The sequence below is a fragment of the Nevskia soli genome (genome assembly GCF_903970205.1).
GTDB lineage: Bacteria > Acidobacteriota > Terriglobia > Bryobacterales > Bryobacteraceae > Bog-113.
Window position 1 is genome coordinate 1 of record NZ_CAJCHS010000167.1, and the last position, 3,596, is coordinate 3,596.

4 protein-coding genes are annotated in these 3,596 nt (G+C 59.3%); 3 read left to right on the forward strand and 1 reads right to left on the reverse strand.

Translation table 11 applies throughout. The features are described from left to right. Positions 1 to 97 precede the first annotated feature (97 nt). Positions 98 to 334, reverse strand: coding sequence for a hypothetical protein (locus tag H1Y01_RS07545; protein WP_180539831.1), 237 nt, complete (start codon positions 332 to 334; stop codon positions 98 to 100). 456 nt (positions 335 to 790) lie between these two features. Here H1Y01_RS07545 and H1Y01_RS07550 point away from each other — a divergent pair, with 456 nt between their 5' ends. The 3 genes from H1Y01_RS07550 to H1Y01_RS07560 all read left to right on the forward strand — a co-directional run. Continuing rightward, the gene (locus H1Y01_RS07550; RefSeq protein WP_180539832.1) at positions 791 to 2,410 is read left to right on the forward strand and encodes an acyl-CoA mutase large subunit family protein; all 1,620 of its coding nucleotides are present in this window, start codon (positions 791 to 793) and stop codon (positions 2,408 to 2,410) included. A gap of 33 nt (positions 2,411 to 2,443) precedes the next feature. After that, entirely contained in the window at positions 2,444 to 2,857 is a 414-nt protein-coding gene (locus tag H1Y01_RS07555) for a cobalamin B12-binding domain-containing protein (RefSeq protein WP_180539833.1), read from the forward strand. Between the two features lie 56 nt (positions 2,858 to 2,913). Next, on the forward strand, positions 2,914 to 3,596 hold a 683-nt coding region (locus H1Y01_RS07560), incomplete at its 3' end, for an NYN domain-containing protein (RefSeq protein WP_180539834.1).

The following is a 3,596-nucleotide window of genomic DNA, read 5'->3' on the forward strand; positions in this document are numbered from 1 at the left end:
AAACGAACTGAGCGCATTACTCCATGAGCATCACGCCGATTGGACACTGAACCGGAAGTTAAGAGTGACTACGCCCTGATCGAGCCGCGGAATCCGCTCACAACGGAACGATCCGTGGGTATTCCTTCTCCCTCTCCAGACTCAAACCTGAGCCGCTCAGAGGAGACTCCCGCAAAAATTGCGCGAAATTCTTCCGCGGCTGGTCCGACCTGGATTGCGAATCCGCCAGTGAAACGAGCCATTTATGGATCAACTCATCCACCGAGCGGAACTCACCGCTTCGCAGTTTCTCCTCTATGAGCGTCTCGTCTTCCGGCCCGATTTCAATCAACATACGCTAACCCTACGCGAGTTCGGCACTCAACACAAACGGCAGAAGCCCTTCACCGCTCGTGTCACCCCATTTCAACTTATTCACTCAATTTCCACAGCCGCTTACATCGAATTACCCCAGATCCGCCGCACTTCTCGTGGTAACCAACGGATAGGTACCGAACACAATGACTAACCAAGAAGCTAAATCAGCAAGCACCGGCCGTCAAACCGGCTCTTTAGTCGCTCCAAATCCTCAAACCGTGAATTTAAACGGAACGAACCTGGGGAGTTATTGATTCCAAGCCCTTTAGCAAAAAATAACGAACCCGGGAAGCCCGAATCCGATCCTGGGAAACCCGATTTCGATCCCGCCAAAGCCTGTTTCGAACCCACCACATCCGCCCTCAGCCGACCTTTGCCCCACCACCCGCACGATAGAATCCCTACAGGAGTCCGGCTCCACCGAGCCCAACCCATGGCAACCACCCTCGACCCTCCCAAACCAGCGGAGAAGAAGTTCACCACCCTCAGCGGCGTCCCCGTCGAAGCGCTCTACACCCCCGACAGCCTGCCCGATTTCAACCCGGAGCGCGACCTCGGCGTCCCCGGCCAGTTCCCCTACACCCGCGGCATTCACCCCGGCATGTATCGCGACCGCCTCTGGACCATGCGCCAGTTCTCCGGCTTCGCCACCCCCGAGGAAACCAACCAGCGCTATCGCTATCTGCTCGGACAAGGGCAAACCGGCCTGTCCGTCGCCTTCGACTTACCCACCCTGATGGGCTACGATTCCGACCACGCCATGGCCGACGGAGAAGTCGGCAAATGCGGCGCGCCCGTCGCCTCGCTGGCCGATATGGAAACGCTCTTCGACAAGATCCCGCTCGATCGGGTCACCGTCTCCATGACCATCAACTCGCCCGCATCCATCATCTGGGCGATGTACCTGGTCGCAGCCGAGAAGCAAGGCGCCAGTTGGCAGAAGATCTCCGGCACCCTCCAGAACGACATCCTCAAGGAATACATCGCGCAGAAGGAGTACATCTATCCGCCGCGCCCCTCCATGCGGCTGGTCACCGACAGCATCGAGTTCGCCGCGCAGCAGACGCCCCGGTTCAACCCCGTCTCCGTCAGCGGCTATCACATTCGCGAGGCCGGATCCACCGCGCTCCAGGAACTCGCCTTCACCCTTCGCGACGGATTCGAGTACGTCGACTGGGCCCTCGAACGCGGCCTCGATATCGACGACTTCGCCCCGCGCCTCAGCTTCTTCTTCAACTCCCATAGCGATTTCTTCGAAGAGATCGCCAAGTTCCGCGCCGCCCGTAAACTCTGGGCCACCATCCTGAGCGATCGCTATCATGCGAAGGACGAACGCAGCCTGAAACTCCGCTTCCACACCCAGACTGCCGGATGCTCCCTCACCTGGCAGCAGCCCATGAACAACATCGTCCGCACCGCGATCCAGGCGCTCGCCGGAGTGTTGGGCGGCACGCAATCCCTGCACACCAATTCACTCGATGAAGCCTATGCCTTGCCCAGCGAACACGCCGCAACCGTAGCTCTGCGGACCCAGCAAGTGATCGCGTATGAAAGCGGAGTCACCAACGAAGTCGACCCGCTCGGCGGCAGCTACTTCGTCGAACGCCTCACGCTCGATATGGAAAAGGGCGCGCGCGATTACATCCGCCAAATCGATGACATGGGCGGTATGATCGCCGCCATCGAGAAAGGTTTCCCGCAAAGCGAGATCGCCGACGCCAGCTATCGGTATCAGCGCGAAGTCGAAACCGGCGAGAAAACCATCGTCGGGGTCAACCGTTTCACGATGGATAAAGAGGATCAACCCATCGATATCCTGAAGATCCCGCAGTCGGCGCGCGATTCGCAAGCCGCCAAACTAAAAGCCCTGCGTAACGATCGGAATCATGCGAACGTCAGTCGCTCTTTGACGGAATTGAAGCGCGTCGCTGAAGGCACGCAGAACACCATGCCGCAAATTCTGGAAGCCGTTCGCGCCTACGCCACGCTCGGTGAAATCTGCGACGCGTTTCGCGACGTCTTCGGAACGCACGACGAGCAGAGTATTCTGTAGGGAGCGCATGATGACGCCTCCGACGATCGCGGGATGAGCCATCCGATCCGAGTGCTGGTGGCGAAACCCGGTCTGGATGGCCATGATCGCGGTGCAAAGATTATCGCTCGCGCTCTCCGCGACGCCGGAATGGAAGTCATCTACACCGGCCTGCGGCAGACGCCGGAGATGATCGTGAACGCCGCGCTGCAGGAGGATGTCCAGGTCATCGGACTCTCGATCCTTTCGGGCGCGCACAACGCAATCGTTCCTCGCTTGATGGAATTGTTGCGGGAGAAAGAGATGACCGATGTGTTGGTCGTCTTGGGCGGAATTATTCCGGATGAGGACGCCGGCGATTTGAAGCGGCAAGGTGTGGCCGCTGTCTTTCAGCCCGGTTCCTCGCTGGATGAGATCGTCACATTCATTCGCGAGCACGCCGACGCTTCCGGCAAAACGGTCGCTTAATCGCTCGGTATTGGAAGTGGGTTTCGAAAGAAAGAACAATAGGATGACAAGGTTCAATGGAAAAGCAGTTAAAGATCGCCGTATTTATTGATTTCGACAATATCGAAATCGGCGTAAAGAGCACCCTCGGCCGCGAATTCGATGTGGCCGCGGTACTCGAAGCCCTCAAAGAACGCGGCGAGATCGTCACCAAGATCGCTTACGCGAATTGGGGCCGTCTCGAAAACTTCACGCGCACCCTCTCGGAACATGCCGTACAGATGGTGCAGCGCGACCCGTCGCCCCGCGGCGACAAGAACGGCGCCGATATCAACCTGGCCCTCGACGCCCTGGAACTGGCCTTCACGCACGACCACATCAACGCCTTCGCGATCGTGAGCGGCGATAGCGATTTCATCGCGCTCGTCAACAAGCTGAAGCAATACGACAAGACGATCTTCGTGGTCGGCGGCAAGGCCTTCACCAGCACCATTCTCCAGAAGAATTGCCACGAATTCATCAGCTACGAAAACCTGCTGGACAACACCGGCGGCGGCCGCCCTCCGGCGCCCCCGCGCGAAGAGCGCCCGCCACAGGCGAATAACGCCCCGTCTAGCCAGAGCGCGCCGCAGCAACAATCGCCGCGCCAGCAGCAACCGCCGCAGCAGCGCCGTCCGGTGCTCGAACTCGCCCAGGCCATGCCGCTGGTCGAGCGCGCCTTGCAGGTCCTCGATCGCCGCGAAGTCCGCCCGCAGCTCGG

Bases quoted from the DNA above. Each gene is read 5' to 3' on its own strand.
- H1Y01_RS07555 (WP_180539833.1), top strand. From the start codon at position 2,444: ATGAGCCATCCGATCCGAGTGCTGGTGGCGAAACCCGGTCTGGATGGC.
- H1Y01_RS07550 (WP_180539832.1), top strand. From the start codon at position 791: ATGGCAACCACCCTCGACCCTCCCAAACCAGCGGAGAAGAAGTTCACC.
- H1Y01_RS07545 (WP_180539831.1), bottom strand. From the start codon at position 334: ATGTTGATTGAAATCGGGCCGGAAGACGAGACGCTCATAGAGGAGAAA.